The following is a 4,746-nucleotide window of genomic DNA, read 5'->3' on the forward strand; positions in this document are numbered from 1 at the left end:
AAATTATAACCAATTTTCTTGCGGTGCAGCGGAACGCGTTTTAGTGTGCGTCGATCTCGTCATGAAGAGTTGGACAATCGCGGCACCGATGGATCACGGCGCCGGTATGGAGACGATAATGCCTTTTCTCGCCGCTGCGCTTGATCGTGTGAAGCCGTCCGCGACGATCGCGGTCACGGATAAAGCGCGTCGGCTCAAAGCGGAGGGACGGAACGTCATCGGTCTCGGCGCGGGCGAGCCCGACTTCGATACTCCGGCCAACATCAAGCTCGCCGCCGTCCATGCGATCGAGGCAGGCAAGACCAAGTATACGGCGGTCGACGGTATCCCCGAGCTGAAGCAGGCGATCATCGCCAAGTTCCAGCGCGAGAATGGCCTGACCTACAAGCCCAGCGAGATCATCGTCGGCACCGGCGGCAAGCAGGTGCTCTACAACGCGCTGATGGCGACGATCAATCCGGGCGACGAGGTGATCATTCCCGCGCCGTACTGGGTCAGCTATCCCGAGATGGTCGCGCTGGCAGGGGGCGAATCCGTGCCTGTCGTTTGCACGGCGGAGTTCGGTTTCAAGCTGCAGGCCGACGCGCTGGAGAGGGCGATCACGCCAAAGACGAAGTGGATCATTCTCAACTCGCCGTCGAACCCGACCGGCGCGGCCTATACGCGCGCCGAGCTGAAAGCCCTAACCGACGTGTTGGTGAAGCACCCTCAGGTCTGGGTGATGACCGACGACATGTACGAGCATCTGATTTATGACAACTTCGAATTCACTACGCCGGCGCAGGTCGAGCCGAAACTGTTCGATCGCACGCTGACGGTGAACGGGGTGTCCAAGGCCTACTGCATGACCGGATGGCGCATCGGCTATGCCGGCGGTCCTGCGCAACTCATCAAGGCGATGGCGACGATCCAGTCGCAATCGACGTCGAACCCGTCGTCGATCTCGCAATGGGCGGCCGTCGAGGCGCTGAACGGACCTCAGGAATTCATTTCCCAGAACAACAAGGTGTTCAAGGAGCGTCGTGATCTCGTGGTGGCGATGCTGAACCAGGCCAAGGGAATCGATTGTCCGCGGCCGGAAGGCGCGTTCTACGTCTATCCGTCTTGCGCCGGGACCATCGGCAAGACCACGCCGTCGGGCAAGAAACTCGAGACCGACGAGGATTTTGTCACAGAGCTGCTGGAGGCCGAAGGCGTCGCGGTCGTGCAGGGGTCGGCGTTCGGTCTAGGGCCGGCGTTCCGCATTTCCTATGCGACCAAAACCGCTGACCTTGAGGATGCGTGCAAACGCATCCAGCGTTTCTGCGGCGACCTGCGCTGACATCGGGCAGCGGCGTCACGTCATTATCGAACTGAGCTCTGCGCACGCCGGATCGAGCTGTGCAGGGTTCATTAAGTTTTAGCAACGTTCCGGGCATTTTGATGCCTTGATGGCGCGCCGCCTTGTTTTGGACACGCCGGTTCCATCATGTCCACACGCCTTTCTCAATCCACACGCGGAGATTCAACTCATGCGCTTTCCAAGACTTCTTGCCGTGGCCGCCGTGACGCTCATGGCGTCGGTTGCCGGCGCCCATGCCCAACATCGTCAGGTTCAGGCCGGAATCCTCGAATGCGAGGGCGGCCAGAACGTGGGCTATGTGGTCGGCTCGACGACGGAATTGCAGTGCGTCTTCCGCAGTAATTCCGGCGCGCCGCTTGAACCCTATATCGCGCGGGTGCAGCGTTTCGGCCTCGACCTTGGCGTGACGGCGCAGACCGGGCTCGCCTGGGTGGTCAATGCGCCGAGCCACAGGCTCGGCCCCGGTGCGCTGGCCGGTCACTTCGGTGGAGTGGGCGCGAACGCCACGGTCGGCGTCGGCATTGGCGCCAACCTGCTGGTCGGCGGATCCGACAATTCGATTTCGCTGCAGCCGCTGAGCCTGCAGGGCCAGACCGGCCTCAGTGCCGTGGCCGGCATCGTCGACGTCGACCTGCGCCCGGCGGACATGCGTGCGCTGCCTCGCTACAAGCGGCATCGGCATTCCCATCGCCGTCATCATCATCATCGGCATCACCATCGCCATCATCACTAATCGGATTGGACGACCGAAGAGGCCCGCGAAAAGCGGGCCTCTTTTTTGGTGTTCATGACCGCAAGTTCGCGTCTGGCGAGAGGCGGGCCGATGTGCAATAAAAACTCACGCCGTAAGTGTGGCGGTCCTTTCTGCATCAAGACTTTCATTCGGGGTTTTCCATGCGCGGTATTCCAGTTCTGACGGGCGCCGCAGTGGCGTTCGTTATGTCGCTTGCGGGCGCTCTTGCGCAGCAGCCCGCTGAGCGCGTCAAGGTCGGCGTTCTCGAATGCCGCGGCGCAGCCAGCGTCGGATTTATCGTCGGTTCGGTGACCAATCTTGGTTGCGTGTTTCACATGGATGGCCTGCCCGAAGATCGCTATGTCGCGACGATCCGCAAAGTCGGCGTCGATCTCGGCATTACCCAGGAATCGGCGCTGGCCTGGGCCGTCTACGCCCCGGTGGCGCAACTCGGCCCCGGCGATCTCTCCGGCAATTATGCGGGTGCGCAAGGCAGCGCTTCGGTCGGCGTCGGACTCGGCGGCAATGTGCTGATCGGCGGGTCCGCCAATTCGATCGCCCTGCAACCGCTTAGCATACAGGGACAGGTCGGCCTCAACATTGCGGCTGGTCTCGCCGCGCTGGAATTGCGTCCAGGGCGTTGACAACTTTTGGTGAGTCCGGGTCGGCTCCCTCGCAGTGGTTGAAACCGCGATTGTACGCCTCACCTTGTCGCACGATGTTTTCCCGCTTGCCAAAACCGGGGCGCGGGAGGAGCATCATTGTGCCGACCCAATCATGGGCCGATTTCCAGATCAGGAGGCGGCAATGGGACCAGACCTCAGAGGTCCACAAGGAACCCCCCAGGGCACCCAGGCATCGGGTCCCCGGTGCATTGCGCTGGTGGGCCCTTTCCAGAGCGGGAAAACCACACTTCTTGAGGCCATCCTTGCCCGAACGGGCGCAATCCCCAAAGCAGGCAGCGTCGATCAGGGAACCAGCGTCGGCGATGCCAGTGCCGAAGCACGCCAGCACAAGATGGGCGTCGGGCTGACCTCGGCCACCACCAGCTTCATGGGCGAAACCTATTCCTTTATCGACTGTCCGGGTTCGATCGAATTCGCCCACGACATGCGCACGGCCATTCCCGCGGTCGATGCCGCCGTTGTGGTATGCGAGGCCGATGAGCGCAAGCTGCCGCAGTTGCAAATCATCCTGCGTGAGCTGGAAGACCAGAACATTCCCCGATTTTTGTTTCTCAACAAGATCGACAAGGCCAACAAGCGAATTCGCGAAACGCTGGCGACGTTGCAGCCGGCGTCACGGACGCCGCTGGTATTGCGCCAGATACCGATCTGGAACGGCGACCTGATCGCCGGCTTCGTCGATCTCGCGCTGGAGCGCGCCTTCGTCTATCGCGAACACATGGCCTCCGAAGTGGTCCAACTGGACGGCGGCGATCTCGACCGCGAAAAGGAAGCGCGCTTCTCGATGCTGGAGAAGCTCGCCGATCACGATGATGCGCTGATGGAGCAATTGCTCGAGGATATCCCGCCGCCACGTGATGCTGTGTTCGACGACCTCGCACGCGAATTGCGTGAAGGCCAGATCTGCCCGGTGCTGCTCGGTTCGGCTGTGCGCGAGAACGGCGTGTTGCGGCTGATGAAGGCGCTGCGGCACGAGGCTCCCGGCATCAGCGCGACCGCGAAGCGCATGGGAATGGCCGACAGCAAGGAGGCGCTGGCCTACGTGTTCAAAACCGTGCACCTTCAGCATGGCGGCAAGCTGTCGCTGGCGCGGGTGCTGACAGGCCGTTTCGACGATGGCGGTGCGGTGCTGGCATCGTCGGGCGAGGGCGGAAAAATCTCGGGCATTCTCGCTGCGACCGGCGCGCAGGAGACCAAGCGTGCATCGGCTGAAGCCGGCGGGATGATCGCGTTCGGCAAGCTCGACGCCGTGAAGACCGGCGATACGCTGACGACCGCCAGGGTCGCGCCGCCTTCGCTGATCAGCGTCGCAGCGGCCGCGCCGGTGCTGGCGATCGCGCTCGCGGCCGGAGACCGCAAGGACGACGTCAAGCTCGGGCAGGCTCTCGCCAAGCTCAACGAGGAAGATCCTTCGCTTGCCGTCGTTCACAATGCGCAGACCCACGACACCGTGCTGTGGGGACAGGGCGAGATGCATCTGCGGGTGGCGCTGGAGCGACTGCACGATCGTTTCGGCGTCAACGTGAAATCGCACCCGCCCGCGATCGGCTATCAGGAGACCATCCGCAAATCCATCACCCAGCGCGGACGCCACAAGAAACAGTCCGGCGGGCACGGCCAGTTCGGCGACGTGGTTCTGGAAATCATGCCGCTGCCGCGCGGTTCTGGCTTCGTCTTCGCCGACAAGATCGTCGGCGGCGCGGTGCCGCGCAACTATATCGGCGCGGTGGAGGAAGGCGTGGTGGACGGACTCTCGCGCGGCCCGCTCGGCTTTCCGGTGATCGATGTGCAGGTGACGCTGATCGATGGCTCCTATCACAGTGTCGACTCCTCGGATCAGGCCTTCCGCACCGCGGCGCGCATCGGCGTGACGGAGGCCCTGCCTCAATGTCAGCCGGTGCTGCTGGAGCCGATCCATGTGGTCGAGATCGTTTGCCCGAGCGAGGCGACGGCGAAGATCAACGCTATCCTGTCGGCGCGGCGGG

At 62.8% G+C, this 4,746-nt stretch carries 3 protein-coding genes and 1 pseudogene; all 4 read left to right on the forward strand.

The window, feature by feature from the left end:
• Positions 1-118: 118 nt before the first annotated feature.
• Positions 119-1,321 carry a pyridoxal phosphate-dependent aminotransferase gene (locus BGN91_RS05620; RefSeq protein ID WP_292611282.1) on the forward strand — a complete coding sequence of 401 codons (1,203 nt, stop codon included), beginning with the start codon at positions 119-121 and terminating at the stop codon, positions 1,319-1,321.
• A 190-nt stretch (positions 1,322-1,511) separates the two neighbouring features.
• Entirely contained in the window at positions 1,512-2,075 is a 564-nt protein-coding gene (locus BGN91_RS05625) for a DUF992 domain-containing protein (RefSeq protein WP_292611284.1), read from the forward strand.
• Between the two features lie 161 nt (positions 2,076-2,236).
• A complete protein-coding gene (locus BGN91_RS05630; protein WP_292611285.1) occupies positions 2,237-2,719 on the forward strand; it encodes a DUF992 domain-containing protein in 483 nt (160 codons plus the stop codon).
• A gap of 238 nt (positions 2,720-2,957) precedes the next feature.
• Positions 2,958-4,746: pseudogene (locus BGN91_RS05635) on the forward strand (elongation factor G); the annotation flags it as partial.

Origin of the sequence: Nitrobacter sp. 62-13 (assembly GCF_001896955.1) — a bacterium.
GTDB lineage: Bacteria > Pseudomonadota > Alphaproteobacteria > Rhizobiales > Xanthobacteraceae > Nitrobacter.

Coding starts and splice junctions, on each gene's coding strand:
- BGN91_RS05630 (WP_292611285.1), top strand. CDS start 2,237: ATGCGCGGTATTCCAGTTCTGACGGGCGCCGCAGTGGCGTTCGTTATG.
- BGN91_RS05625 (WP_292611284.1), top strand. CDS start 1,512: ATGCGCTTTCCAAGACTTCTTGCCGTGGCCGCCGTGACGCTCATGGCG.
- BGN91_RS05620 (WP_292611282.1), top strand. CDS start 119: ATGCCTTTTCTCGCCGCTGCGCTTGATCGTGTGAAGCCGTCCGCGACG.